The sequence below is a fragment of the Mucilaginibacter agri genome (assembly GCF_009928685.1).
Lineage (GTDB): Bacteria > Bacteroidota > Bacteroidia > Sphingobacteriales > Sphingobacteriaceae > Mucilaginibacter > Mucilaginibacter agri.
This window is the reverse complement of the sequence record NZ_WWEO01000041.1, coordinates 261,378-287,867: the sequence shown is the minus strand read 5'-3', so window position 1 is coordinate 287,867 and position 26,490 is coordinate 261,378. Positions and strand designations below refer to the sequence as shown.

The following is a 26,490-nucleotide window of genomic DNA, read 5'->3' as shown; positions in this document are numbered from 1 at the left end:
AGGAATGTGAGAATTCTCAGAATAAATTTTTCTTATCTTCACAATATCGTACTGTCTTTATAAATATCATTTCTTGTGGCGTCAACTATTTAATTATAGTCCGGCCATTGCTTTGTCTTCACTACAAAGCCATCAATTCATTTTCACAAATTTTATAAAGACAATCCTTATGGATCAGCAATACAAAGTCGCCTTATTGGGCGCAACCGGTAAAGCCGGAAAATATATTCTACAAGAACTGCTAAACAGAGGTTATAAGGTAAAAGCACTCGTCCGGAAGCCTTACGAGTATACCATAACTCATCCGTTATTAGAAATTTTACACGGAGATATCAAAAACCAGGAAACGGCACACACGCTGATCGACGGTTGTAATGTGATAATATCTGCCATTGGCCCGAGGAAAGATGAGCCTCTAATTTCAAGCTTATCTACGCAAAATATCTTAAACGCCATGCAAGAGTTTAGCATCAAACGTTACATAACCCTGGCCGGACTAAACCTCGACATTCCCGGCGATTATAAAAGTGAAGCCAACAAAGCCAAGTCCGACTGGATGCGCCAGAATTTTCCTGATGCTGTAGCCGACCGCCAAAAAGCTTATGATATTTTGGTGGAAAGCGAGGTGGATTGGACCATGATCCGCGTCCCTTGGATAGAACAAACCGATGAACGGAGGGGAATAAAGGTTGATTTATACGATTGCCCCGGCGAAAAAATCAGCACTACGGATTTGGCTGATTTTGTGATTAGGGAAATCGAAGATAGAACTTTTTTAAGAGAGTCTCCATTTGTGGTGAGCAGTTAGTATGCTTTTATCTATAATAACGAAGCAGTCTAATTAGACTGCTTCGTTATTTGGTTTTTCTTTTCTTTACATGCATTAATAAATAATTCACCTAATTCAGTAAGTACGTTTTCAGTATTTGAATCTATTCCCACATCTAAATCAACAGTAAGATAAGCCCTATCTTTTTCGCTATCATTAGGAATTTCCAAGGTTTGGCTTTCGGCATAAAATTCTCTAATTTCTTTAACTACGCCAAGCCGGATTAAATTAGATAATTCAAAATCCTTAATACTATTCGTCGGAATCTCTTGAGCCGCTTTAATATTTCTTTCCAATGTTGACTCTTTAAACTGAAGCATTGTTAATTCATGTTCGTTGTGCCTCAACTCTCGCTTAAGGTCGTCGTATTTTTTATACGCTGATAGACTTTCCGGTGAAAGTTTAGTTGAATAACGCGCCTTCGTTTTTTCAAGTTGACTTATATTGCTAACAGGATTATCTAGAAGCTTCGCTTTTAAAGCTGATATAGTTTTTTGCAAATCTGCTTCTATCGTTAGCTTATTAGTTCTATAATAATTGAGTTCGTTAGTCAATCGAATAACATTTTGTGTTTTAGTGTCAAAAACGCTTTCCAATATTAAAAACTCTGTTCTTGATAGCTGACTTAAAATATATGGAAATACATGATTTTCGATATTCTGTTCGGAGTCAACCATGTTAGATAATAATATTGACCACTTTTCTTCTAAAACTTCATCTTCTTCGATCCCAGAATAATCAAGCATAGGGCAAAGTAGTTTTAAGGAGATATGTTTAGGATTTATACCATTCTCTTCAATTATTTTTTTTGCCTTATTAAGCATTTTTATTTGCCCTTTAAATTTAAAAAAGCTCATTTGATCTTTTATCAATAAACCAGCTTCTTCCACTGCTGGCGAAATAAGTTTGGATAAAAGACTTCTTGCTGCATCAAAGGCTTTTTCAAGTACAGTAGACGTAATATCTATTTTCTTTAATGATGGCAAATCACTCATAGCCAAATATACTTAATATGGTTTACTAATCTTTCGATCGGCCAAGATGACATAAGGCCGGAAATGGGGATATATAAGCCTCATTTAAGTTCATTTTCTACAAATACGCCTTCCGCTCCAACCACGATTGCAGCAGTATCGTAGCCGAAATGTTATCAACCAAACCCTTATTTTGCCTTGCCTTTTTGTTGATGCCGCTTTGCAAAATAACGGCGGAGGCCATTTTCGAGGTAAAGCGTTCGTCCACCATATCAATCGGTATTTCCGGGAAGGTTTTGGTTAGCAGATTCACAAATCCCTTTACATGATGGGCTGATTGCGATGGGGTATTATCCATTTGCTTGGGTTCACCAACCACAAAACGTTCTACCTGCTCGGTTTGCAGGTATTTTTTCAGGTAATCAATAATATGCAAGGGGTGGATAGTGTCCAAACTATTAGCAATCATTTGCAAAGGATCTGTTACCGCAATACCGATACGCTTGGTACCATAATCAAAAGCCATTACTCTCATGGTAGATTTGAGATATGAGATTTGAGATATGAGTCCAAGCTCAATCCATCATACCTTAAATAAGATTTGAGATATGGGAGATGAGATTTGAGGCTGGCTCAATCTATCATACCTGCTTCAAAGATAGGCTTATCCATGCGATGTCTCAAATCTCATATCTAACATCTAAAATCTATTTATTACCTTGCACCAATGCAGTTTAAAGAAATAGTTGGACAAGCTGCCGTAAAACAACGGTTGATTAACTCGGTAAAAGAGAACCGGGTTAGTCATGCGCAACTATTTTTGGGGCCGGAAGGCTCGGGAGCTTTGCCTTTGGCCGTCGCCTATGCCCAGTATGTATCATGCGAAGATCAACAGCCTGATGACTCGTGCGGGGTGTGCGCATCGTGTCGGAAGTATCAGAAACTGATGCACCCCGATCTGCATTTTTCTTACCCATTTTTTGCCAAGCATAAAGATGATAACGCCCTTACTTTTATTGAGCAATGGCGCGACGCATTTTTGGCCAACCCTTATTTAAACCTCGATGTGTGGCGTGGTTACCTGGATGCCGAAAACAAACAGGCTAACATTAATATTGCCGAATGCCATCAGATCATCAAAAAGCTGAGTTTTAAACCCTTCGAGTCTGAATATAAGATTCTGATTCTTTGGCTTCCCGAATACCTGGATAAAACCGGTAACGCGTTGCTAAAAATCATCGAAGAACCTCAGCCCAATACATTGTTTTTACTGGTAGCCCAAAATCAGGACCAGATCCTCAATACCATTTTGTCGCGTACTCAGCTTATCAAAGTTCCGTGCTTAAATTACGACGAGGTGAGAGATTACCTGATAGATCATGGCCAACCCAAAAGCTTGGCCGAACAAGCGGCCTACCTGAGTAATGGTAACTTAACCGAAGCCATCCAGATTTTACAGCAGGACACCGACAACCACCATGGCTTGTTTGTGCAATGGTTGCGTATCTGTTTTGGTAACAAGGGTTTAGAGGCCATGAAACTGGTTGACCAATTGGCCAAAATGGGCCGTGAGAACCAAAAGAATTTTTTACGATACGGCATTAGTTTTTTACGCGAGTGCTGCCTGTTACAAGCTGGGGTGCCAAATTTGGTACACCTGCCGCCTGACGAGCTGGAGACGGCCCGGAAAATGGCTGCTGTAATACCCGTAAATTATGCAGAAGCAATAAGCGCCGAATTAGAAAAAGCGCACTATCATATAGAACGCAATGCGAACCCTAAAATTTTGTTTTTAGATGTATCTTTGCAGATTATTAAAATTTTATTTTTTAAAACGATCCCCCGGGGGACTCAATATATAAACAACTAATATGGGATGTGGAAGTTGCTCAACTGGAGGCGGATGTTCTCCTGCGGGCTGCAAAAGTAATGGCTCATGCCTAACCAATGGCTGCAGCAAACTGGATGTTTACGATTGGCTGTCGCATATGGACATGCCCAACAATTACCGCGTATTTCCAATAGTTGAGATCAAATTTAAAGGTTCGCGCAAGGACTTTTACCTCAATACCGACAATATATATTTAGAAGCCGGCGAGCTGGTAGTTACCGAAACTGCCACCGGAGGTTTTGATATAGGCCACGTATCTGTAACCGGCGAGTTGGTTAGGATGCAGATGACCAAACGCCGGGTAAACGAAGCCGACGTTACCAAAAAAATATTCCGCAAAGCTACTTCTGCGGATGTTGATAAGTGGAAAGCCGCCAAAGACCTGGAGTGGGAAACCATGCACAAAGCCCGTAAATTGGCTTTAGAGCTGGGCCTGCAAATGAAGATAAGTGATGTGGATTATCAGGGCGATAAAAGTAAAGCCACTTTTTATTATACCGCAGAAGGCCGCGTAGACTTTCGCGAACTGATTAAACGCATGGCCGAATCTTTTCGCATCCGTATCGAAATGCGCCAGATTGGTATGCGCCAGGAGGCAAGCCGACTTGGTGGTATTGGCTCTTGTGGCCGTGAGCTGTGTTGCTCTACGTGGTTAACCGATTTTAAAACGGTTTCTACAGCGGCGGCACGTTACCAGAATTTATCCTTAAACACATTGAAATTAGCCGGCCAATGCGGTAAGCTAAAATGCTGTTTAAACTACGAGCTGGATACTTATATGGATGCCCTGAAACACATCCCTGATAATGTGAACGTGCTTAAAACAGAAAAAGGCGATGCCCGTTTGCAAAAAACAGACATCTTTAAAAAAATGATGTGGTTTAGTTATCCGGGTGAAGAAAACTGGGTGCCGTTGCCTATTAACCGCGTTAAAGAAATTCAGCAATTAAACCGCGATGGGGTAAAACCAGAGGATCTCGGCGAAATTATTGAAGTAGAAACCAAACCGGTAAAAGTATTGGATTACGAAAACGTAGTTGGTCAGGATAGTTTAACCCGATTAGACGAACGTAACCGCAATAGAAATAATCGTAACAACAGAAATAAAAAACCAAATCAGCCGAACGGTAACCAGCCGCAACAACGCAACAGTAACCAACCAAGGCCACAGCAAAACGCCGGCCCTAAAGATGGTGTAGTTGCTAAACCGCAACAACAGTCGGCTCCTAACGCCGAAGGTGCTAAGCCAGAAGGGCATAGGAATAACCGGCGCAATAACCGCAGGCACAGGCCAAACCGCGGAGGCGGAGGTCAGGGCGGAGGCAACAACAATGGTCCGGCTAATGCACAATAAATAACCCGCAATATTTAGCAGATGAAAATGGCCGTTTACACCCGGTGTTTATTAGCAATAGCTTTTGTTTTTGCAGCCCTCACAAGCTGTACTGATCCCAAATCTGTTTTCGATCAAAACACCGAGATCGCTAACAGAAACTGGTCGTACGTAAATAAAATTAAGTACGATGTAAAGATCGACGACCCCTCGGTTTTGTATAATTTATACCTGAACATCCGGGTGACCGGCGATTATAAATACGCCAACATGTTTGTGCTTATCAGCCAGAAAGATGGCGCTCACCCTAAACCAAAAGTGGTGCGCTACGAATTTAAACTAGCCAATCCCGATGGCGAATGGCTAGGACAAGGCACGGGTAATATTTACGCTTATCAAACGCCGTTTAAAACGCAATACAAATTTCCGGCAGCCGGTACATATCATTTCGAGATTGAACAAAATATGCGCGATAACCCGCTTCACGAGGTTAGCGATATTGGTTTAAGGGTGGAAAAGGTGCAATAAGCGTTTTTTACTCAACCTTTTGTCATTTCTACGATAGGAGAAATCTTCTGCTCTGTGATCGTACTGTAATACAGTATTTCTTCTATCGTCGAAGTGATAACTGTACTATTTAGTTACAGAACCCTTTCTCATTTCATACGTTATTCCTAAAATCTATCGTATGAAAAAGCTCTTCCATCTATTTATAACCACAGCCATAATTTCTTTATCCGCCTGCAATGGCGCCACTCAAAAAACCGGTGGCGAAGCACGTGACTCCAGCGCAAGCCATGGTAATTCCGGTCCAGCTGATAGCAGCATGGCTACGGAATCGGGTTCGCCAGTGGGTGCTTCCACTTCGGGGAGCGATACCAGCACCAATGGAAAATCGACTGCTAATCCAACTGTGGATAGTGGCAAAACTAATAAGCCGTAAGTATCATCTAGCCCCAACTCCCCACTGCGAGGTACAGCCTGTCCCGATGGGTATAGGGAAAGCAATCTCGTAGCTATGTATATCGAATAGATTTACGACGAGATTGCTTCGTACCTCGCAATGACACATCAAATAGAATAACTAATATTTTTATTAAATACTATTTTTAACTACATTCGTTTGCTAAAATTTTTATCAAATGGGTTTAATTGCTTTAGTTGTTTCGGGTGTGCTGTTTATCATTGCTGTTATTTTATTTATTAAAGCGCAGCAGTCAGATAAAGGTATTTCTAATGAAGAACTTATCCGTTTGCAGGACGAAAATAACGGCCTTAGGATAAACCTTGCACGATCGGAAGAAAAATCGCTTTGGATTAATACCGAAAAGGAAAACATTACCTCTATTTATAAAGATGAACAGGCCCGACTAACGCATGATCTTTTACAAGAACGCGAAAAATTAGCCCAGGCTTTGCAGACTATTGAGCGAGCGCAAGCCTACCAGCAATCGCAACAAGAAAAATTACAGGAACAGAAAGCTGAAGTAGAACAAACCCGCCTGCATTTTCAACGCGAGTTTGAAAACATCGCCGAAAAACTGTTAAAAGAGAAATCGAAAGAATTTACAGATGTAAACCGCCATAACCTCGATGTGTTGCTTAACCCACTGAAAGAAAACATCAAAGCTTTTGAGGATAAGGTAGAAAAGGTTTACCATGCCGAAGCAGCGGAGCGTAATACTTTAAAAGGAGTAATTACACAGCTAATGGAGCTGAATAAACAAATAAGCAATGAAGCGCAAAACTTAACCAAAGCACTTAAGGGAGATAATAAAAAGCAAGGCAACTGGGGCGAATTTATTCTGGAAAAAGTGCTGGAACGATCGGGCTTAACTAAAGATCGCGAGTATCGAATGCAGGCCAGTTATCAGTCTGCCGATGGAAACCGCTATCAACCCGACGCGATTATAGACCTCCCAGACGATAAACATCTTATTATTGATGCCAAGGTATCACTTATTGCTTATGAACGCCTGGTGAACGCCGAAACCGAAGAAGAACGCAAATTATACGCCCGCGCACATGTCGAATCTTTACGAAATCATGTGATGGGCCTATCTGCCAAAAATTATCACGATCTGGGTAAGCTCAACTCCCCGGATTTTGTGATGCTGTTTGTACCGATAGAATCTTCTTTCAGCTTTGCGGTGCAAATAGATGCCGATCTGTTTAGCGATGCCTGGGACAGGAGGGTGGTTATTGTTAGCCCTTCAACCTTATTGGCAACTCTGCGCACCATTGCCAGCATGTGGAAACAGGAAAATCAAAACCGCAACGTGTTAGAAATTGCCCGTCTCAGCGGAGAGATGTATGATAAGTTTGTTGGCTTTGTAAACGATCTGGAAGGTATTGGCAAAAGCATCAAATCAACCCAGGATCATTACGATAAAGCATTTAATAAACTGGTTGATGGCCGGGGAAATTTAACGGTTACTGCTGATAAGATTAAAAAGCTAGGGGCCAAAGCAAATAAGCAATTAAGCCCCCCGACCCCCTGAAGGGGGAGGAAGGGAATAAAGAAAGAGTCAAGATTTAAAAAGAAAGGATGAGAAAATTTTCTCATCCTTTCTTTTTAATATTAAATTCGAATTTTCCCTCCCCCTTCAGGGGGTTGGGGGGTTACGTAAAAGCGTTCCAACCCTGCGCAGTCAACGCATGCACTGAACCACCTTTGGAAATCAGGTTTTTGCCGGCGTTGGGTTCTGTAATGTAACCGATAATACTTACATCCACATCATGTTTAATTTTATCGTAGTCTGCTTGCTTAATAGTGAAAAGCAGTTCGTAATCTTCGCCGCCGCTTAGCGCGCACACCGTTGGGTCGAGGCCAAATTCGCGAGCGGTTTCAAATGTCATCGGGTCTATAGGTATTTTTTCTTCGTACAAATTACAGCCTTTGTTGCTTTGCTTACAGATATGCAATAATTCTGAAGCCAAACCATCTGACACGTCTATCATCGAGGTAGGTTTAATTCCTCTCGATTTTAGCAAATCAACCACATCGCGGCGAGCTTCTGGTTTCAGCTGACGCTCTACGATGTAATCTTTCCCTTCCAGGTCTGGCTGTATTTGCGGGTTTTCGAGGTAAACCAATTTTTCGCGTTCCAACAACTGCAAGCCAACATAAGCTCCGCCTAAATCGCCACTTACGCAAATTAAATCGCCTTCTTCTGCAGTATTTCTGTAAGTAATATCTTTTTCATCGGCATATCCTAAAACGGTTACGCTGATAACCAAACCTTGTTTCGATGCTGTTGTATCGCCCCCAATCAGGTCTATATTGTATTGTTCGCAGGCCAGGTAAATGCCTTCATAAAGTTCTTCAATAGCTTCCAACGGAAACTTGCTCGACATACCGATAGACACCGTGATCTGCTCAGGTATGCCATTCATGGCATAAATGTCGCTCAGGTTCACCTGTACCGATTTGTAGCCTAAGTGTTTCAAAGGCGTGTAAGCTAAATCGAAATGTATGCCTTCTAACAACATATCAGTCGATACCAACACCTTTTTATCTTTCGCATCAAGCACAGCTGCATCATCGCCAATGCCTTTAAAAGTAGTTGATTTGCCGATCACAAAATTCTTAGTCAGATGATCTATCAGGCCAAACTCACCTAATTGTTCCAGGTTAGTTCTTTCGGTATTCTCAAAAAGGTCCATTTGGCAAAAATACAAAAAGCTAATTAGCAATAGCTTATTAAAACTTTAAAAGGCAACACCAATTGTATTTTTTATGGCTTCAACAGTTTCAAATAAAAAGGGCTAATAAATATATATCCGCCCTTTTTATTTTTTAGCTAAAACGTTTTAGGTATGGAGGTAAAAATTACAATCCATATTGAGCTGATATCTCCAGCATACGTTCGATAGGTTTTACGGCACGAGCAATAATATCTGCGGGCACACTTATCTCCGGCATTTCATTTTTAAGGCACAGATAAAGCTTTTCTAAAGTGTTTCTTTTCATGTGCGGGCAATCATTACATGCACAGGTATTATTTGGCGGAGCTGGGATAAAAGTCTTGCCAGGATTATCTTTTTCCATTTGGTGTAAGATACCTGCTTCTGTAGCCACAATAAATTCTTTGGCATCGCTTTTAGTGGCGTAGTTTAAGATACCTGTTGTTGAACCAATATAGTCGGCCAGTTCCAGTATATGTTCTTCACACTCAGGATGTGCCAATATTTTAGCGTCGGGATGGCGCTCTTTTAATTTAGTAATTTTCTCTCTCGAAAATATTTCGTGCACCATACAGGCGCCATTCCACAATACCAGGTCTCGCCCGGTTTTCTCGGCCACATAACGACCAAGGTTACGGTCGGGCCCGAAAATAATCTTCTGATCTGCAGGTAAACTATTTACAATCTGTACAGCGTTGCTGGAAGTACAAACAATGTCGCTTAAAGCTTTTAGTTCGGCGGTGCAGTTTACATAAGTGATAACCAGGTGATCTGGGTAGTTTTCTTTAAACTTTTTAAACAGATGCGGTGGGCAACTATCTGCTAATGAACAACCTGCCTTAATATCGGGTAGTAAAACCTTCTTCTCGGGCGATAGGATCTTAGCAGTTTCAGCCATGAAGTGCACACCGGCAAAAACGATAATATCCGCGTCTGTTTTTGCAGCTTGTTGAGATAGGCCAAGGCTGTCGCCAATATAATCGGCAATATCTTGTATATCTCCTTCCTGGTAATAGTGTGCCAGTATAACTGCATTCTTTTCCTTTTTTAACTTTTCAATTTCATCAAAAAGATCGAGCGTCGGATCAACGTATTCGTCGGCGAAACCCTTGATATTTATTTCTTCGAAAGTATTCATTTTTGCACAGATCAATAAAAACAATAAATCTTATTAATATAAATCTTATTGTTTGTTATAGTGTTAGTAATGTGGAATGATGACCGAAAATTTCTTTTGAAAAATGAGTTATCAGCATGTTATCCACATTTATGTTAATTGTTTTGTCATTTAAAGGTCTGATTCTAAAAGCATTTTATAAAACCACATTTTTATTTAAGACCTATTTTGTTAATTATTTGTTGTGTGTATAAATGTTAACGAAACCTTAATTTCTCCTTAAAAGTTTGGGATAAGTTGTGTCGAAAAACCGTTTTTCACAGGGTTATCCACATTTCAATTATTTATTAGCTATTTATCACCGCAAAATTAACATCTTTTAATAGGGTTGTTAACACAAGTATTACTTTTACACATCTATTAGATGAATTATGACAAAAACTGTGGATTTCCTTGTTGTTGGATCGGGTATAGCCGGATTGAGTTTTGCACTTAAGGCTGCGAAACATGGTAAAGTACTGATAGTTACAAAGGCAAATGAAGACGAATCTAACACTAAGTATGCCCAGGGAGGTGTTGCAGTGGTTGTGGATAAAAAAGATGATTCTTTTGAAAAACATATAGAAGACACTTTAATTGCCGGCGACGGCCTTTGTGATCCTGTTGCTGTGGAAGCTGTGGTTACCGAAGGGCCCGCGCGTATCAGGGAAATTATTGATTACGGAACCAATTTCGATAAAACTAACGAGGGTATTTACGACCTGGCTAAAGAGGGTGGCCATTCCGAATTTCGTGTACTACACTATAAGGACATTACGGGTTTCGAAATAGAGCGCGCTTTATTAGATCAGATACATCAAAACCCTAATATTGAGATTATTACGCATTATTTTGCTGTTGATCTGATCACGCAACACCATTTGGGTGAGCTGGTGGGTAAGCAGAGTAATGATATTAAGTGCTTCGGTATCTACGCTTTAAATACGCTTACCGGTAATGTGGATAAGATATTATCTAAAGTTACGGTAATGGCCTCTGGTGGTGCTGGGCATATTTATTCGATAACTACTAATCCTACCATCGCAACCGGTGATGGTGTGGCAATGGTTTATCGTGCCAAAGGTAAAGTAAGGAATATGGAATTTATTCAATTCCACCCAACAGCGTTGTATAATCCGGGAGATTATCCTTCGTTTTTAATTTCGGAAGCGGTACGTGGTTTCGGTGGTATTTTAAAACGGTTGGATGGTACCGAGTTTATGCAGGAGTATGATGCGCGTAAATCATTAGCCCCCCGTGACATCGTTGCGCGTGCCATTGATGCTGAGATAAAAAAATCGGGGGAAGATTACGTTTACCTGGATATTCGCCATCGCAGTAAAGCCGATATACTGAGCCATTTCCCTAATATATATGCCAAGTGTTTAGATATTGGTATCGACATGACTAAGGATATGATCCCCGTTTCGCCGGCCTGTCATTACATGTGCGGTGGTATTATGGTTGATCATTGGGGCCGGTCGTCTATATTAAATTTATATGCCTGCGGCGAATGTTCTTCAACAGGTTTACACGGCGCTAACCGTTTGGCCTCAAACTCATTACTGGAAGCATTGGTATTTGCGCACCGCATTTATGAAGATGCCGTTATTCAGTTCGAAAATAATCCTATACAAGAAAATATACCCGATTGGGATGAGAAAGGTGTACAGCTTTCTAACGAAGACATCCTGGTAACACACAACCTGCGCGAAATGCAGAAGTTAATGAACGACTATGTGGGTATCGTCCGCTCCGATTTCCGTTTGGAAAGGGCCATGCGCCGCTTAGGTTTACTGCACGAAGAAACAGAGTCTTTCTATAAGCAAACCAAACTTTCGGTAAAACTTTGTGAGCTGCGTAATTTAATCCAGGTATCGTATCTGGTAGTAAAATCGGCCATGAAACGTAAAGAGAGTAGGGGATTACATTATACTACAGATTATCCGCAGCATGCGGAAGTTTTGGAGGATACAGTGCTTTAAATATGAGCGGAAAACGGGGCTCGAACCCGCGACCTTCAGTTTGGGAAACTGATGCTCTACCAGCTGAGCTATTTCCGCTTAATTCTATTGACAGTTGTCGGTTATCTGCTGTCAGTATTTAAAACTATAAATTAATTTTGTAATAACCGACAACAGATAACCGACAACACAAATAATTATGCCTTTAATACTACCTGTAAAAGATAAAAAACCATCATGGGGAAGCGATTGTTTCATTGCTGAAAACTGCACCATAGTGGGTGATGTGGTAATGGGTGATAACTGTTCAGTATGGTTTAATGCCGTTGTTAGGGGCGATGTAAATTATATCCACATTGGTAATAATACTAATATTCAGGACGGTGCGGTTATCCATGCCACTTATTTAAGAGCCGCTACAACCATTGGAAGTTATGTATCTATCGGACACAACGCTATTGTGCACGGCTGTACCCTGCACGATCATGTTTTGGTTGGTATGGGCGCTATTGTTATGGATAATGCAGTAGTGAATCCGTATGTGATTATAGGTGCCGGTTCTGTTGTGTTAGAGAATACTGTTTGCGAAACAGGTTATTTATACGCAGGTACCCCGGCCAAAAAAATAAAGCCACTTACTGAAGAGCAAATGGCTTTATTAAACAAGCTTCCCGATAATTATATCCTTTATTCGAGCTGGTTTAAGGAAGCGTAGATTCGCCCGGTATCTCAACAGCTTCTTCTGTTTCCCAGTTGGCTCTTAAGGGTATGTCTTTGTTATACAGCCATATTTTCTCTGGCTGCGTGCCTCGTTTTACCGAACCGCTATCCCAAACACCGTTTTTGTTATTATCATAAATTACCCTTATCCTGTATTTTCCGGTCAGGTAATCCTTTAAAATAATCGAGGTATTTTTACTAAAGGTTACTGTCTTCAGTATCGTTTTATTATTCGTAGCGTTAAAAATCTGCGCTATATAAGATTTTGAAGTATCAGGCACAGTTACTTTTAAAGTTAAAGTCCCGTAGTTCTCTGGCTTGTTTATCGTAAATTTCTTGATCGACTTTTTATTTTTATCACCATAAATGTCCGTAAAAGCCAATTCGTTAATGGTTAGCGCATAATTAGATTTTTGCTTCCATCGGTATTTAAGATTAATCAACTTTAAGTTTGCCGGGTCTTTTTGCATGGTAAAGTTTACCTGTACAGAGTCTTCTGTGAGCATTAATAAACCTGGGTCGAAATTATCTATGGGTAGGTTAGAGATTAACTGCAGATCTTTACCCGGTTGCAATTGGTTGTCGCCGTCGAGATTATATTTAAATTGAATATTCCGCGTAAAAGTTTCTTTTTTGCTTTTGCGTAAATAGATGGTATCTAACGGTTTTTGCTTATCAAAGAAAGCCACGCGAACAGAGTCAAACTCCATATTACGCAAATAAACCATAGCGGTATCCTTGGTAGGGCTGATGTCTACATACTTGGTTTCGTCAATTTCTTTCGGATACGTTATTTTGATGGAAGGATCGCTCAATTGCTTATTGAAAGTGAAAAAAAGCTTACCATCTCCATCAAACCGACGATCTACCAACCTAAATTTCTCTGGTGTTTGTTTAAATAACCTCAGAGATATGTTCGAAGTATCTTTTGTTAAATGAATAGGGTCTTTTAAAAAAGCGATTAGTTCCTGGTCGTTATTATAGATCTTATCCGGACTTGCTTCTTTTAATGCGTAAATACGATAGTTACCGTCGTGTAAGTTATTTAACGTAAAATTACCAGAAGAATCCGTCGACGTAAAAATCGTTGGTTTCTTTTTGCCGAAAATCGCCGTGTCCTGGCTCGCAGGTATCAACATCACTAAAGCTTCCTTCTCTTTCTCCTGGGTGTCGGTATTAGTTACCGTTCCGGATATAGCGAGTGAATCTATATGCGGACCAGTTGAAAATACATAAGTGAAATTTTTAAGCTGATTACTTTCGTTAACATCCTGTATAGCTTTCCCGAAGTTGATTACGTAAGTGGTATTCTTATGTAAGCTGTCCCTAAAATCTATCACCAAACTTTTTTGACGGATTTTATACTCCGGCGATTTTTCCATAGCCGGGCTCACTACAATCTCCGCATACTGATTAGTAAGTTTAAAATATTCGTCAAACTCGAGTGTAATACTTTTGGCTGCAAAATTCCGGGTCATATTTTCAGGAGTTGCTTTCAGCAATTTTGGCGGAGTTCGATCACGAGGTCCGCCCATTGGCCGTTGGACGCTTGCGCAGCCAAAAATTGTTAAAATGAGTAAAATCGTCAGCAAAAATTCTGGCAAAAAGGCCTGTTTTATTTTTAAGGGCATTTTAGGCGTTATAAGCTATTTTTATCTTTTTATGAATCTTGATATTAAAAGTTGAAAATAATTGATCTGAATAGATTTTTTATAATTAACTGATTATCAATATTTTAAATCTATTTTGACATGTGAATCATCAAAACTGAGATATCTGAAGGCGAAACTCCCGAAATTCGGGAAGCCTGGCCTAAAGTTCTCGGTTTTATCTTCATTAGTTTTTCACGTGCTTCTTTCGAAAGTGAAATTAACTGATGATAGTTAAACTCTGGGTTGATCTCATTGTCTTCCATTTTTTTCATACGGGCAACAATGTCCATCTCTTTTTCAAAATAGCTTTCGTATTTAATTTTGATTTCTGCTTGCTCCACGGTGTCTTGATCGTATGCCGATAACAGTTCTGCTAATGAAGTATCAGCTTTAACCAGATCATTAAAGGTTACCTGCGGGCGGCTCAATAATGCAAACATCTTTACATTTTGAGAAAGCGGACTGGTGCCTAATTCTTCCAGCAAGCCATTAACTGTACCTGGCTCTATCGATTTGCTTTTGGTATAAGCAACAATATCGTCGGATTTTTTTACCTTCTGTTTCACCTTTTCCAAACGCTCATCGTTAATCAAACCTAGTTCATGGCCGATAGGGCTCAACCTGATATCTGCATTATCCTGGCGTAATAATAAGCGGTGTTCTGCACGTGAAGTAAACATACGGTATGGCTCTTCGGTGCCTTTGGTTACCAGGTCGTCTATCAATACCCCGATATACGACTCTGATCTTTTCAGTATTAACTCATGCTTATCGTGTACTATTTGGTGTGCATTTATACCAGCTATTAAACCTTGCGATGCAGCTTCTTCATAGCCCGTAGTACCATTGATCTGCCCCGCAAAGAATAGATTTTTAATATTCTTTGTTTGCAGTGTTAGGTCTAATTGGGTAGGGGGGAAGAAGTCGTACTCTATAGCATACCCAGGTCGGAACATTTTCACGTTCTCGAATCCTGGTATTTTGGTTAGCGCACGGTACTGTACATCCTCGGGCAAAGAGGTAGAAAAACCATTTACATAGATCTCAACCGTATTGAAACCTTCCGGTTCTACAAATATCTGGTGACGGTCGCGCTCGGCAAAGCGGTTGATTTTATCTTCTATAGACGGGCAGTATCTTGGGCCTAAGCCTTTAATTCTACCGGTAAACATAGGCGACTTTTCGAACCCTTCTTTTAAGGTTTCATGTACTTCGCTATTAGTATAGGTTATCCAACAGCAGCGTTTTTCTGTTGGCCGTTCTACATCTGTGTAGGAGAAACGGCCGGGATTTTCATCACCCCATTGCTCTTCCATAACACTATAGTTTAAGCTTCTTCCGTCTACACGTGGAGGCGTACCCGTTTTCATTCTACCCGCTTCGAAGCCTAATTCAACTAATTGTTCGGTTAAACCGGTAGCTGCTTTCTCACCCGTGCGGCCACCGCCAAAACGTTTTTCGCCTATATGTATAGTTCCGTTTAAGAATGTACCGTTAGTAAGTACTACCGCTTCGGCTTCTATCTCTACCCCGATGGAGGTTTTAACACCGCAAACTTTATCGCCTTTTACAATAAGGCCGCTTACCATATCCTGCCAAAAGTCCACATTTGGAGTTTGCTCTAAAGCTAAACGCCACTCTTCTGCAAAGCGCATCCGGTCATTTTGAGCGCGTGGGCTCCACATAGCAGGGCCTTTGCTTTGATTAAGCATTCTGAACTGAATGGTAGTTTTATCTGCTATAATGCCCGAATAGCCGCCCAAAGCATCAACCTCGCGTACTATCTGACCTTTAGCCACACCACCCATTGCAGGGTTACAGCTCATCTGTGCGATGGTGCCCATGTTCATGGTTACCAATAGAACCGATGAGCCCATGTTGGCAGCAGCAGCGGCAGCTTCACAGCCCGCATGCCCCGCACCAACTACAATAACATCGTATTTCTTAAACATAACGTTGATGTTCCACGTGGAACATTGATTACAAAATTAACTCTTATCGTCTGATGTTCCACGTGGAACATTGAATAATGACAGTAGAGCGAAACTCGCCCATATAGCCTCTAGTACAATAAAAGGATAAAACTTAATTAATATAGAAGAGATGCAGCAAAGTACTGCACCCAAAAAGTTCATAAAAGTGTATATTTTACTTTGTGCAGGCAGTTTTTTATAAAGGTTGAGCAAGAATGCCACCAGTAATATAATAACGCCGCTCGAAGCTAATATGTCTGATAGTTTCATTTTAATTCTCCGATAATTCCAGCCATTTTAATGATTTCTCATCCAAGCTGCTGGTTAACTGCTGTATTTGCCTTGCCAGAGTGGCTAATTCTTCATGGTTTAATGTACCAGAGTTTAACGTGTCTGTAAGCTGTTTTACTTCAGCCTCCATAGCAGCTATCTCTTTTTCGAGGTCTTCGATGGCTTTTAACTCTTTAAAGCTTTTCTTGTTGCTCTTTGGTTCTTCCTTTTTAACAGGGGTAGGAGCGGGTGCTTTCTTAGCTTCGGCTTTGTTTTCTTCAACCTCAATTCTCCATGAAGAGTAATTGCCGTTATAGATGTTTACCTGTCCACTTCCGTCTAATATAAATAGTTGGTCAACCAGTTTATCTAACAAATACCTGTCGTGTGATACTAATAGCAACACGCCGGTATAACCCATTAAAAACTCTTCGAGTACATTCAGTGTATCGATATCCAAATCGTTGGTAGGCTCATCTAGTATCAGAAAGTTAGGGTTCTGCATCAGGATGCGCATTAATTGCAAGCGTTTCTTTTCTCCTCCGCTTAGGTTAGTTATAAAACCAAACTGCTTGGCAGGAGGAAATAAGAACTGTGTAAGTAACTGCGATGCCGTAATAGTTTTACCATCGGCCATGGTAATATATTCGGCAACATTTTTTACAATGTCAATCACACGCTCATCTTCAGCAAACGTGATACCTCCCTGGTGGAAGTAACCCATTACCGTGGTTTCGCCTTTAGCTACCTCACCAGAATCGGGTAGGATAGAGGCTGTAATTAAATTTAACAACGTAGACTTGCCGCTACCGTTTTTACCTGCAATACCAATGCGGTCGCCCTTTTTAAATACATAGTTAAAATCGTCAATTACCTTACGACCTTGGAACGATTTAGTCAGATGATCTATCTCGATAATCTTATTTCCCTGGCGCGAAGTTTTAAGGCTTAGCTGAACCTTGTCTTTACTTGTACGTTGGGTGCGTTCTTCCAGATCATAAAAAGCATCAATACGCGCTTTAGATTTGGTACCCCTTGCTTGCGGCATACGGCGCATCCACTCCAATTCTTTTTTCAATAACTGGGTGTTCTTTTGAAATGTTGATGCATCGGATGCTTCACGCTCGGCCTTTTTTTCTAAGTAATACTGGTAGTTGCCGTTGTAAGGGAAGAGCTTGCCATTGTCTATCTCGATGATCTCGTTACAAACGTTATCCAGGAAGTACCTGTCGTGCGTAACCATCACAATGGTTTTACCGCTACCGGTTAGAAGTTTTTCCAACCACTCAATGGTATCAATGTCCAAATGGTTGGTAGGCTCATCTAACAAATAAACTTCAGGGTCCTGAATCAACAGCGCGGCTAAGGCCAAACGCTTTTTCTGACCGCCCGATAGGGTATCTATCTTTTGATTTAAGTGATGGATATCTAAACGACCAAGGATCTGTTTGATCTCATATTCATAAGCCCAGGCATCAGCTTCACTTAATTCTTCGGCAAGCTTGTTAATGGCATCCATGTTCTCCGGATCATTCTCTACCAACTCTTCGTACTGTCTGATCAGCTGTTGCTGTTTATTCTCAGAGTTGAAGATGAAATCGCTGATGGTATAGTCCTTTGGAAATTTGGGATCTTGATTAAGATAACTTACATTCAGATCTTTTGCACGTACGGCTTTACCTTCAACCGGAGCTAACTCGCCAGCTAAAATTTTCAATAAGGTAGATTTACCGGCACCGTTAATACCCACTAAGGCAACGCGTCGGCCGCGGTTAATGCCTATGGTAATATTACGGAACAGCCAGCGGTCATGATAGGAATGGCCAAGGTTTTCACCTGATAAGTATGTACTCACGCTAAATTATTAATATGATCTGATGGATGAATAAATAAGCCCGTATCGGACTTTAAAGATTGTTTATACATGGCCCGGGCAACTGTAGCGCCAGGTATGCTTCTATATTTTTTTAAGCTACCTAAAAGCAGCGGGTTAATTACTTTCATAATCTTGGCTACAACCGCCTCCATTGGGCGTGATTCGGTACGCTCCCCTGTTAACGCTGATGGCCGATAGACATGCAGGCAGGGCAGGTTTAAATGCTCCAATGCCTTTTCGGCTTCGCCTTTGTTACGGGTATAAAAATTTGAACTGTTAGGATCGGCCCCAATAGATGAAACGTAGTGAAATTGCTTAATGCCATTGGCTTTGGCTATTTGGCCCAATTGTACGGGATAGTGGTATTCGATTTTACGATATACCCCTTTATCGGGTGTTTTCTTTTGGGTAGTACCTATACAACAGAACACAACATCGCCATTAAAGCTCGCAGCATGCTTATCGAGCTCATCAAAGTCGATAATAACTTCTACAAGCTTTTTATGCTCTACCGGAATTTCTTTGCGGGATATTGAAATAACTTCTTGATAATCAGACGATTCTAAAAGTAAATTCAATAGTTCTCCACCTATTAGTCCGCTTGCGCCTACTATAATAGCCTTTTTCATATAATATATACAAAAGTATGAAAAACATGTGTGGTTTAGGCTAAAGCGCTGGTTAACAAACAAAGTGTATAGCACGATGTTATATCTCCAAGTAATTTTACTATTGAAACCTAAGCGCTCCCGCGTTTGCTTTATGGGATACCGAAGCACGTATATCGCAGTGGATCAATATAATTGAACCAAAACCAAAACCGGTTTACAGTTGTAGAAAGATACTTAAAACACAAAATATTAATGGCAGAACAGGTATTAACCGGATGGAGAAAATGGCTGGTAGGAGTAGGCGACCAGGGCGTATTTTTTTCGAGGTTTGTTAAAAATATATTCTCGGGAGGCTTCGAGTGGTCGGAGTTTGTGAGGCAATGTTATGAGATAGGCTATCGCTCTATTTCTTTGGTAGGCATCACCTCTTTTATTATGGGCTTGGTGCTTATTTTACAGCTAAGACCCACTATGGTATCCTTTGGTGCGGAGAGCATGCTGCCGCATACGCTGTCGGTATCACTTATTCGTGAAATAGGGCCTGTGATAACAGCTATTATCTGTGCGGGCAGAATAGCGTCGAGCATAGGTGCCGAGCTAGGTAGTATGAAAGTAACCGAGCAAATTGATGCCATGGACGTATCGGGAGCCAACCCAGTACAATACCTGGTGGTTACACGTATACTGGCAACCAGTTTTATGGTGCCGCTATTGGCTTTAATGGGCGATGTTATCGGGCTTATTGGTGGTTATATAGCCTTGAACTTTACGGATAAAATCAGTTTTTTCCTGTACTTCAACAAGTGTATAGCCGCGTTGGATTTTACCGATTTTCTGCCTGCCTTTATTAAGACAATTTTTTTCGGCTTCGCCATTGGTTTTGTGGGTTGCTATAAAGGCTTCAACTCTAACAAAGGAACGGAGAGTGTAGGTATTGCAGCTAATTCGGCAGTGGTTACGGCTTCTTTATGGATCTTTTTTATTGATATGATCGTGGTGCAAATCAGTACCATTTTATTTTATAGCAAGTGATGGAAGAAGTAAAAGATCATATCGAAAGCAAAACCAAATCCGGCAAAAAGGGGGAAGTGGTAATTGAAGTTAAAGGACTAAAAAAAGGTTTCGGGGATAAGGAGGTGCTTAAAAACATCAATCTCACCGTTAAGCGCGGCGAAAACGTGGTGGTACTAGGCCGGTCTGGTCAGGGCAAATCTGTTACTATACAGTGCATTGTTGGCATGCTTACACCCGACGAAGGCTCTGTGAAAGTTTTTGGCGAAGAAGTTCCGGAACTGAGCGATGAAGACCTGAAAGAAATGCGTACCAAAATGGGTTTCCTGTTTCAGGGAGCGGCCTTGTTCGATTCGATGACGGTTAAAGAAAACCTCGAATTCCCGCTTACACGCGTATTAAAGTTGAAAGACCAGGCAGATATAGACAAGCGCATAGAAGAAGTCTTAGAGAGCGTAGGATTGCCTGATTCGGGTGATAAGATGCCATCGGACCTATCGGGCGGGATGCGAAAACGTATAGGTCTTGCCCGCACTCTAGTTGTAAACCCTGAAATTATGCTTTACGACGAGCCGACAACTGGCCTTGATCCTATAACCTCACGTGAGATCAGTCAGCTGATACTGGAGGTACAAAAGAAATATAAAACGGCCTCGATCATTATTACCCACGATATGGAATGCGCCAAACTAACTGCAGACCAGGTTTTGGTAATGGACGATGGCGAATATATAGCCGAAGGCACTTTTGAGGAGCTTCAGAAGAGCGATAATGAATTAGTAAAATCCTTTTTTAATGATATAAAATGAGAACCACATCTTCACAGAAAATAAAAATAGGCCTGTTTGTAGTTATCGGACTGGTTATACTATTCTTAGCCATATTTCTGATTGGCAATCAGAAAAGTATGTTCAATTCTACCTTTACCATTAGCGGTACATTTAAAAACGTTAACGGTTTAATGGTTGGTAATAATGTACGTTTTGCGGGTATTAACGTTGGTGTTGTAGAAGACATTAACATCATATCCGATAGCACAGTTAAGGTTGACCTGACGTTGAACAACAAGATAAAAAAATTCGTCAAAAAGGACGCCAAGGTGAGCATCGGCAGCGATGGTTTAATGGGTGATAAACTGATAGTAATAAGCCCCGGAGGCCTAACAAGCCACGAAGAAGTTAAAGATGGCGATGAGCTTGCGGCAGTGAACCCGTTAGATATAGACAAAATTATGGGCAAACTAACCCGGGTTGCTGATAATGCCGAAAAGATAACTGGTAGCTTGAGCAGTATATTTGATGATGTTGCCCAGGGCAAAGGTACGCTTGGTCGTTTAATACATAATGATAAAATGGCTAAGGATTTGGAAAGCACCGTGGCATCGGCTAAGACTACGGTTAAGAACGTGAATGCCAGCACCGTCACCCTGCATGAAGATTTAAAAGCAGCTCAAAGCAATTTCTTACTAAAAGGATTCTTTAAGAAAAAACAGAAAGCAAAACAGGATTCGATTAAGAAGGTACAGCAGCAAGCCAAAAAGGATTCGACCAAGAAAGCTGACGACGCAAAGAAGGCTCAGAAGGAGCAGGAAAAAGCAGATAAACAGAACTAGTAGAATAATTAAACAAAAAGGGTCCCGATAAATTTTATCGGGACCCTTTTTGCAATATAGTATTGTTATAAATTACAATGCGTTGGTAATAGCCGGATCAAGCGGGGTAGTTTGTGAACGGTAGCGATGGATCAGTTTACCGTTTTCGTCGATCAAAAATTTCTCGAAGTTCCATTTAATATCGCCTGTAAAATCAGGGTTTGGAGCAGTAGTTAAGTACTGGAATAAAGGATCAATATCTAAACCTAAAACGCTAACCTTACCGCTCATCGGGAAGGTAACGTTGAAGTTATCATGGCAAAATGTTTTGATATCCTGCTCTGTGCCAGGTTCCTGACCGCCAAAGTTGTTAGCAGGGAAACCAACTACTACCAGTTTATCTTTATATTTCTCTGATAATGTCTCCAGATCTTTGTATTGTTTGGTAAAGCCACATTTAGAAGCTGTGTTAACAATAAGGATTTTTTTGCCTTTGTATTTTGCCAATGACATTTTATCGCCATCGATACTTTTTAGTTTAAAAGTATAAATAGAGGCGGGAGCTGTTACAAACAGCAAAGCAAAAATTAGTGCTAATGTTTTCATCGTTTTTAATAGTTAGTTTGTTGGGTATTAGATTTTCTGTATTACAATTAGTAATACAAATTAAACTATTTAAAAGGTTACTTTATTCAGATAAAAGTCTTCTTTTTCGGTCATTAGCTTTTTATCTGCAGGCTTTTTATCGGCGTATCCCACCAGGTGCAGAGCCCCGTGTATAACCACCCGTTGCAGTTCGCGCATTTTGCTAACTTTAAACTTCTCGGCGTTTTCCCAAATACGCTCGATAGAGATAAAAATATCGCCTACAATTTTGCCCGGTGTTTCGGAATTATCGAAGGTTATGATATCAGTAAGGGTATCGTGATCTAAATATTGCTGATTCATTTGCAGCAGGTACTGGTCAGAGCAAAAGATGTAGTTAAGCTCTTGTAGCTTGTATCCCTCGGCCATAATAGCTTCGGTTATCCATTTCTTTAATTTCAGCTTATCTGTTAATTTAAAGCTTACATCTTCCTGAAAAAAATTGATAGCGGGCATTAGATCTTAAAGTGTAATTCAACTTCGTTGCCATTGGCATTGAAAATACATTGATCTGAGAGTTGTTTAACTATAAAAACACCACGGCCTGTTAAGTTTTCCAAGTTTGCTTCTGCGGTAGGGTCGGGCAGATTATTGTAGTCAAAACCAGCCCCCTCATCGGTTACCGTCCAGATAACACGTTTGCCTTCTATCTCAGCATTGACGATAACCTTTTTGTTTTCATCAAGCTTGTTGCCATGCACAATAGCGTTCATCACCACTTCGTTTAAGCACGTCATCATATTGGCAAAGGTGTCGTCGCTCACCTCGTAAGTATCTGCTATATCTTCAATTAAATTCTCCAACTCCACTATACTTTCCGGTTTCGACGGTAATTGTAAAGTATAAAGTTTGGTGTCTCCTACGTTGGCCTCTTGCATATTATTTACCATTTAATTGGTCAAAATATTTTTTAACTTTTTGTTTATAGTACAAATTCAGTTCCGGTGAAACAGTTTTAAGCTGTTCGGTCTGTTTTACTTTAAGCTGCTGATAATCTTGCAATGCCTTAATATAACCCGGAGGGGTGTCTTTACCTGCCTGGCTTTGACGTTGCTTATCCTGCTCACGTTCCTGTTCTGCCTTTTCAGCCTCAAGTAGTCGGGTCTGGATCTGTTGTTGTCTTTTTAATGATTCCTCACTAATACGTCTGTTTACGAGATCATTTTCGGTTTGTTCCATTTGTTTTGCAATTTTATCCAAATTGCCTGCCCCATTTTTTCCATCTTTCAGCTCATTTCTATTGTACTGTTCCAGCGCCTGCCGTATCATTTGCTGTTGCCTGGCCATACGTGCTAACTGCTCGCTTTGGCCTTGCTGACCCTGCTGTGCACTCTGCCCTTTATTGCCCTGCTGCATCTGCTCACGCATTTTTTGCATGTTATTGTTCAGCTGCTGCTGCATTTGGCTCAATTGCGCCATGCTTTGTTTTTGTTTCCCTTTGCCGCCCTTTGCATTCTTCATCGCATTCTGCAACTGGTCTAATACTTCGTTCAACATCAGTGCCAAATTATTCATGGCCGTCATGGCATACTGCTGATTTTTATTTGCCTCTGCAGTTCTTCGGTCGCCTAAGTTATCAATTGCTTTGCTAATATGATCATTAATTGAGCTAATTTCCTGATTAACTGTAGATTGTATTTGCGGAACGCGTTTACTTAACGAATATAATGTGTCTTCGGCGGTTTTTAAATTGTCTTTAATATCTTTTTGTTGCTGAGAGTAAGCTACGTAATTTGGGTCTGATGGGTTTGTTGCCTTAAACGTTTGCATCAGTTTTTCTTGCTGAAACGAACTATTTACCAAACTTTTGAGCAGCTCACGTAATTGCTGAGCGTTAACGCTTTCTTCGTCGCCCTGCTGATCTTCGCTATCTTTTTTCAATTTGCGGCCCAGTTGCTGCATTTGTTGAGCGGCTGATTGTTGTGATTTGGAAGCCTTCTTCATGTCATTCTTGCTCAACTCTTCGGCACTTTTATCCATTTGCTGGTCTATCTGCTGCTCATCTTTGGCAGTGTCGTCCATTTTGGGCTGATTTTCCATTTGCTCAGCCGATTTTTTCAGTTCATCCAAAGATTTTTTTACATCCTGAAAATCCTGCTTTATTTTGTCCTGCTGTTGTTGCAAGTCTTGTTTATTTGCGCCCTGCTGCTGTGCTTGGTCGGCCAGTTTTTGTTGCTGATCTGCCAGTTGATCTAACTGGTTAATGTTTTGATTCATTTTCTGATCAAACTCCATTTTTTTATAGAGCTCCAGCATGCGGTCGAGTTCTTTTTTCAAAGATTTGTTATCCGTTTGCATTTTGCTCAGCTCGTCGCGCGTGGCATCTTTTTGTTCCTGCTGTAACAATTGTTGTAACTGTTGCAGCATTTCTTTGGTTTGTGGGTCGAGTAGGTCTTGCAGCAATTTGTCCATCTGGTTCTGCATTTCGGTTACCTGCGGGCTTTGTTTCTGATTTTGCTGACGATTATAAGAGTTCTTTTTATTATCGTCCTGAACCTCTTTTACCAAAGCATCCAGGTCTTTCCTTTTTTGCAGTAAGTCTTCCACCTGTTTCTTTTCGTCGAAACTAAGCGAGCTTTTGTTTAGCAGGTTTTGGTTAAGGCGTTGTGCCTCACGCTCTAACTGCGCTGCCAGTTTAGCGGCCGATTCCATTTTTTGCTTAACCTGCTGGGTACCGTTATTTAGTTCGGTAGCAATTTGCTGTTCGGTTGGCATATCCAATTCACGTTCGGGAGTACGGGCGGTTTTGGGGCCTGCAACAGCATCGTTATCTGCCACCTCAAAATAGTAGCTGATATGGTCGCCCGGCTGGGCCTTCAAATCCTTAATATTCCAGAAATAAAAGAAATCGGATTCGGTACGGCCAAGATCAGCCTTAACCGGTTGTGAATACGAAATAGCCTTGCTTTTTTGGTCGGCTGATTTTACGGTATAATGAAAACGCAAAGAACTGAAGCCATGATCGTCCTGTATTTTGCCGTTGAAGTAAAGCGCTTTCATGCTAACCGAATCTTCTTTTTCTACAGCGTTTATAACAGGCATTTCATCAGCAATAACGTTGATCTGGTAAGAGGCCGAATCGGTATGGCTAACTTGCTTGCTTAATGGTTTCAATAAATAGGCCGACGGTTTGACGATACGTTCGCTGTAATTAAACTCATCATCAGCAGAAGGATCCAGCTGATGGCGGCGGCCATTTACCTCAAGTAGTAATTGATCGGCATGTTGCGTGTGCAGTTTCCAGTTAACCACTGTCCCGGCCGGAATGTTAAGATCGCCGGCATTGCTTATCGTCTCATTACGTTTGTGCAAATATGCTGGATAAGTTAGGGCAGCATCAAAATGTAATAAAGAAGGGCGGGCATTAATTACCACCAAATATTTATCGGAGGTAAATCCGCCGCCGCTTAACCTAAATGTGGTATTCTTTTGCAAATTGGTAAACTGATAGCTGAAACTGCTTACACCATGCTTTTCGAGTTTAAAAGTATGATCGTCGGTTTCGATGTAAAGCGAAGTGGGCAACTGGTCGCCTTTTAGCTTAATGTCCAATTTAAAATCGTCGCCTTGGGTAGCACTTAACTTGCCGTTAAGTACAACAAACTTAAACGGCGCAACCGGTGCAAAATATTGATTGTGTTTAATAAGCCGGCGGGTGCCTTCGGTTAAAATGGCGGGCGCAATAATTGCAAGCAACAATATCAGGGTAACAGGTATTACAACCCATTTTAATTGCTTAACATTTTCGCGGAGGTTTACCGCTGTTGGGAAACGCACCGGACGCAGTGTTTCTATCTTTTGATCGATACTTGCCTCAATGAGTTGACTATGCTGCGGGTTTTGGCTAACAAGCGCTTTAAGCTGCAGGGTGTTTAATAACTTGTCTTGCACTTCGCTAAAATGCTGGCCAATAATTTCGGCCGCTTGTTGGTGGCTTATAGTGTTGCCTAGCTTTAAATATGCCAATAGCGGTGGTAAAACCAACCGGGCTATGATTACAAGGTTAAGCAGAATGAAGCTGTAGAAAATAAGGGTGCGAAAGAAAGCCGTAAAATGACCGAGATACTCGCTTAATGTTGCAACTATATAACCCGTAAACAGAACCGCGCCCCAGAAAATTAAACCACGCAGCAATTTATTGATGTAATATCTTCGGATAAATACATCAATCTTCTCTATCAATAATTGGTAGTTGCCGCCGGGATACATGTATCGAAAAAAATAAAAATACTAAATTTTGTTAAAACGTATGGCTATACACATCAATTGTAGCTATAGCCTTTAGTTGTAAGCAGTATATTTGCAGG

General features: G+C 40.9%; 24 protein-coding genes and 1 tRNA gene. 11 read left to right on the top strand and 14 right to left on the bottom strand.

What is annotated here, in order from left to right; translation table 11 throughout:
* The first annotated feature begins 169 nt into the window (after positions 1–169).
* Positions 170–808, top strand: coding sequence for an NAD(P)-dependent oxidoreductase (locus tag GSY63_RS08575; protein ID WP_166585377.1), 639 nt, complete (start codon positions 170–172; stop codon positions 806–808).
* Between the two features lie 29 nt (positions 809–837).
* Here the strand turns inward: GSY63_RS08575 and GSY63_RS08570 are convergent, their stop codons facing one another.
* Together GSY63_RS08570 and ruvX are read right to left on the bottom strand one after the other, a co-directional pair.
* A complete protein-coding gene (locus GSY63_RS08570; protein ID WP_166585376.1) occupies positions 838–1,824 on the bottom strand; it encodes an Abi-alpha family protein in 987 nt (328 codons plus the stop codon).
* A 97-nt stretch (positions 1,825–1,921) separates the two neighbouring features.
* Positions 1,922–2,338 (bottom strand): Holliday junction resolvase RuvX, encoded by a 417-nt coding sequence (gene ruvX / locus GSY63_RS08565; RefSeq protein ID WP_166585375.1) that lies wholly within the window; start codon positions 2,336–2,338, stop codon positions 1,922–1,924.
* 192 nt (positions 2,339–2,530) lie between these two features.
* Between ruvX and GSY63_RS08560 the strand changes: the two genes are divergently transcribed.
* The 5 genes from GSY63_RS08560 (at position 2,531) to rmuC (ending at position 7,528) form a co-directional block, all read left to right on the top strand.
* Positions 2,531–3,673: a DNA polymerase III subunit gene (locus GSY63_RS08560; protein ID WP_166585374.1), complete on the top strand. Its 1,143-nt coding sequence runs from the start codon at positions 2,531–2,533 to the stop codon at positions 3,671–3,673.
* A 1-nt stretch (position 3,674) separates the two neighbouring features.
* On the top strand, positions 3,675–5,048 hold the full coding sequence (locus tag GSY63_RS08555; protein ID WP_166585373.1) for a PSP1 domain-containing protein: 1,374 nt from the start codon (positions 3,675–3,677) through the stop codon (positions 5,046–5,048).
* A 21-nt stretch (positions 5,049–5,069) separates the two neighbouring features.
* Complete coding sequence (locus tag GSY63_RS08550; protein WP_166585372.1) at positions 5,070–5,555, top strand: gliding motility lipoprotein GldH; 486 nt, start codon at positions 5,070–5,072, stop codon at positions 5,553–5,555.
* A 160-nt stretch (positions 5,556–5,715) separates the two neighbouring features.
* Positions 5,716–5,970, top strand: coding sequence for a hypothetical protein (locus tag GSY63_RS08545; RefSeq protein WP_166585371.1), 255 nt, complete (start codon positions 5,716–5,718; stop codon positions 5,968–5,970).
* 199 nt (positions 5,971–6,169) lie between these two features.
* Complete coding sequence (rmuC, locus tag GSY63_RS08540) at positions 6,170–7,528, top strand: DNA recombination protein RmuC (RefSeq protein WP_166585370.1); 1,359 nt, start codon at positions 6,170–6,172, stop codon at positions 7,526–7,528.
* Positions 7,529–7,649: 121 nt separating this feature from the next.
* Here rmuC and thiL read toward each other — a convergent pair whose 3' ends face one another.
* Entirely contained in the window at positions 7,650–8,693 is a 1,044-nt protein-coding gene (gene thiL, locus GSY63_RS08535; RefSeq protein ID WP_166585369.1) for a thiamine-phosphate kinase, read from the bottom strand.
* Between the two features lie 166 nt (positions 8,694–8,859).
* Positions 8,860–9,852, bottom strand: coding sequence for a quinolinate synthase NadA (nadA, locus tag GSY63_RS08530; protein ID WP_166585368.1), 993 nt, complete (start codon positions 9,850–9,852; stop codon positions 8,860–8,862).
* Positions 9,853–10,262: 410 nt separating this feature from the next.
* Between nadA and nadB the strand changes: the two genes are divergently transcribed.
* The gene (gene nadB / locus GSY63_RS08525; protein WP_166585367.1) at positions 10,263–11,855 is read left to right on the top strand and encodes an L-aspartate oxidase; all 1,593 of its coding nucleotides are present in this window, start codon (positions 10,263–10,265) and stop codon (positions 11,853–11,855) included.
* A 5-nt stretch (positions 11,856–11,860) separates the two neighbouring features.
* Here the strand turns inward: nadB and GSY63_RS08520 are convergent.
* Positions 11,861–11,933, bottom strand: a tRNA-Gly gene (locus tag GSY63_RS08520).
* Between the two features lie 100 nt (positions 11,934–12,033).
* Here GSY63_RS08520 and GSY63_RS08515 point away from each other — a divergent pair.
* The gene (locus GSY63_RS08515; RefSeq protein WP_166585366.1) at positions 12,034–12,549 is read left to right on the top strand and encodes a gamma carbonic anhydrase family protein; all 516 of its coding nucleotides are present in this window, start codon (positions 12,034–12,036) and stop codon (positions 12,547–12,549) included.
* Here GSY63_RS08515 and GSY63_RS08510 read toward each other — a convergent pair.
* The 5 genes from GSY63_RS08510 to GSY63_RS08490 form a co-directional block, all read right to left on the bottom strand.
* Positions 12,536–14,089, bottom strand: a complete 1,554-nt coding sequence (locus tag GSY63_RS08510; protein ID WP_262887352.1) for an Ig-like domain-containing domain — start codon at positions 14,087–14,089, stop codon at positions 12,536–12,538. The two genes, GSY63_RS08515 and GSY63_RS08510, sit on opposite strands and share 14 nt — an antisense overlap.
* Positions 14,090–14,295: 206 nt before the next feature.
* Entirely contained in the window at positions 14,296–16,158 is a 1,863-nt protein-coding gene (gene mnmG, locus GSY63_RS08505) for a tRNA uridine-5-carboxymethylaminomethyl(34) synthesis enzyme MnmG (protein ID WP_166585364.1), read from the bottom strand.
* 36 nt (positions 16,159–16,194) lie between these two features.
* Positions 16,195–16,449, bottom strand: a complete 255-nt coding sequence (locus GSY63_RS08500; RefSeq protein WP_208094495.1) for a CBU_0592 family membrane protein — start codon at positions 16,447–16,449, stop codon at positions 16,195–16,197.
* 1 nt (position 16,450) lies between these two features.
* Positions 16,451–18,304, bottom strand: coding sequence for an ABC-F family ATP-binding cassette domain-containing protein (locus GSY63_RS08495; protein ID WP_166585363.1), 1,854 nt, complete (start codon positions 18,302–18,304; stop codon positions 16,451–16,453).
* Positions 18,301–18,954 carry an NAD(P)H-binding protein gene (locus tag GSY63_RS08490; protein WP_166585362.1) on the bottom strand — a complete coding sequence of 218 codons (654 nt, stop codon included), beginning with the start codon at positions 18,952–18,954 and terminating at the stop codon, positions 18,301–18,303. The genes GSY63_RS08495 and GSY63_RS08490 overlap by 4 nt, the downstream gene beginning before the upstream one ends.
* 234 nt (positions 18,955–19,188) lie before the next feature.
* Here GSY63_RS08490 and GSY63_RS08485 point away from each other — a divergent pair, with 234 nt between their 5' ends.
* The 3 genes from GSY63_RS08485 to GSY63_RS08475 are packed head-to-tail and all read left to right on the top strand — an operon-like array spanning position 19,189 to position 21,559.
* Positions 19,189–19,968 (top strand): MlaE family ABC transporter permease, encoded by a 780-nt coding sequence (locus GSY63_RS08485; RefSeq protein WP_166585361.1) that lies wholly within the window; start codon positions 19,189–19,191, stop codon positions 19,966–19,968.
* Entirely contained in the window at positions 19,968–20,756 is a 789-nt protein-coding gene (locus GSY63_RS08480) for an ABC transporter ATP-binding protein (RefSeq protein WP_166585360.1), read from the top strand. The genes GSY63_RS08485 and GSY63_RS08480 overlap by 1 nt, the downstream gene beginning before the upstream one ends.
* Complete coding sequence (locus GSY63_RS08475) at positions 20,753–21,559, top strand: MlaD family protein (RefSeq protein WP_166585359.1); 807 nt, start codon at positions 20,753–20,755, stop codon at positions 21,557–21,559. The genes GSY63_RS08480 and GSY63_RS08475 overlap by 4 nt, the downstream gene beginning before the upstream one ends.
* Before the next feature lie 72 nt (positions 21,560–21,631).
* Here the strand turns inward: GSY63_RS08475 and GSY63_RS08470 are convergent, their stop codons facing one another.
* The 4 genes from GSY63_RS08470 to GSY63_RS08455 form a co-directional block, all read right to left on the bottom strand.
* Complete coding sequence (locus GSY63_RS08470; RefSeq protein WP_166585358.1) at positions 21,632–22,144, bottom strand: glutathione peroxidase; 513 nt, start codon at positions 22,142–22,144, stop codon at positions 21,632–21,634.
* A 69-nt stretch (positions 22,145–22,213) separates the two neighbouring features.
* The gene (gene ybeY, locus GSY63_RS08465) at positions 22,214–22,639 is read right to left on the bottom strand and encodes an rRNA maturation RNase YbeY (RefSeq protein WP_166585357.1); all 426 of its coding nucleotides are present in this window, start codon (positions 22,637–22,639) and stop codon (positions 22,214–22,216) included.
* Positions 22,639–23,073 (bottom strand): ATP-binding protein, encoded by a 435-nt coding sequence (locus GSY63_RS08460; protein WP_243749187.1) that lies wholly within the window; start codon positions 23,071–23,073, stop codon positions 22,639–22,641. The genes ybeY and GSY63_RS08460 overlap by 1 nt, the downstream gene beginning before the upstream one ends.
* A complete protein-coding gene (locus tag GSY63_RS08455) occupies positions 23,063–26,392 on the bottom strand; it encodes a DUF4175 family protein (protein WP_166585356.1) in 3,330 nt (1,109 codons plus the stop codon). The genes GSY63_RS08460 and GSY63_RS08455 overlap by 11 nt, the downstream gene beginning before the upstream one ends.
* Positions 26,393–26,490 lie beyond the last annotated feature (98 nt).